Source organism: Acinetobacter sp. YH01019, from assembly GCF_013420285.1.
Taxonomy (GTDB): domain Bacteria; phylum Pseudomonadota; class Gammaproteobacteria; order Pseudomonadales; family Moraxellaceae; genus Acinetobacter; species Acinetobacter gandensis.
Genome location: NZ_VOYM01000182.1, coordinates 1 through 1310 on the forward strand (window position 1 = coordinate 1; position 1310 = coordinate 1310).

A 1310-nucleotide genomic window follows, 5' to 3' on the forward strand; every position below is an offset into this window, starting at 1 on the left:
TAATGCCAGTCAGTTAAGCAAAAAAAGTTAAAATGCTGTAAAAAGAGCGTATGTAAATACGCTCTTTTTTTATGAATTTATCTCAGAATCTAGATTTAACATTAAAACAAACCCTACCTTCACTTTCACAATTCAGTGAATTGATTGATTTAAACTGGATTGAAGATTGCTTAGACCAAACAGGTAAAGCATCAATTCGAAAAAGAAAACTGCCTGCTGAACATGTTGTTTGGCTGGTAATCGGACTTGCTCTATTTCGAAATCAACCGATTTGGTATGTGGTTCAACAATTGCAACTTGTTTTCGGTACGGCAGAATACTGTGTACCGAGTGCATCCGTACAAGCAAGACAACGCTTAGGCTTAGAACCCATGAGTGCTTTATTTTCGACATTAAGTCAGGCATGGTTTAAAGACTCACAACAACAATATAGCAACTTTCACGGTCTATGCGTTTGTGCTGTAGATGGTGTGGTTTGGTCTATGCCTCATACAGAAGAAAACTTTAAGCACTTTGGTTCATCCAAAGGCAAAACAGCAGCTGCACCTTACCCACAAGTTAGAGCGACTTGCCTGGTGAATACCAATACCCATGAAATGATTGATGCCCAAATGGGCAGTATGGATCAAGGTGAATTAACCTTAGCCAGTCAATTAAAAGCACCAGTTCGCAGTATTACCCTATTTGATCGTGCTTACTTCTCTGCTGATTTTTTAGTGAGCTGGCAATCTCAGGCAGAAGAGAGTCATTGGTTGATGCGAGCAAAGGACAACCTGCGTTATGAAGTGATTCATCATAATGCGGCCCATGACTTTCAGATCAAAATGCCTGTTTCAGCAAGAGCAAAAAAGATAAATCCGTCATTGGGTGACTATTGGGAAGCACGTTTAATTGAAGTTGAATATGCAGGAAAAATAAGACGTTACATTACATCATTAACAGATTCTAAAGTTTATCCATTCAAAGACCTTGCAATGCTTTATATCCAGCGTTGGGAAATAGAAATGTGTTATCGGGAAATTAAAAGTGATTTACAGGATGCAAGGATTTTAAGAAGCAAACAACCTGATTTGGTCTATCAAGAATTGTGGGGGGTATTTATTGCATATAATATCTTAAGAAGACAGATGAGGTTTATCGCTGAACATGCAAAGGTGAGTCCTTTAAGGATCAGTTTCCATATTGCATCTATGAGTATTATCAATATCTTAAGGCACACACCTTTAGAATCAGCAGGAAACCTACCCAAACATTTAGCGCAATTATTTGAACAATCTAAAATATTTGTATTACCTGAAAAAAGGCAAAGG

Annotated in this window: 1 protein-coding gene; it reads left to right on the plus strand. The window is 37.8% G+C overall.

Annotation, left to right across the window (positions count from 1 at the left end; all coding sequences use genetic code 11):
- Positions 1 to 71 precede the first annotated feature (71 nt).
- Positions 72 to 1310: IS4 family transposase (locus FTT84_RS17820; protein WP_085064261.1), on the plus strand; the 1239-nt coding region annotated here is incomplete at its 3' end.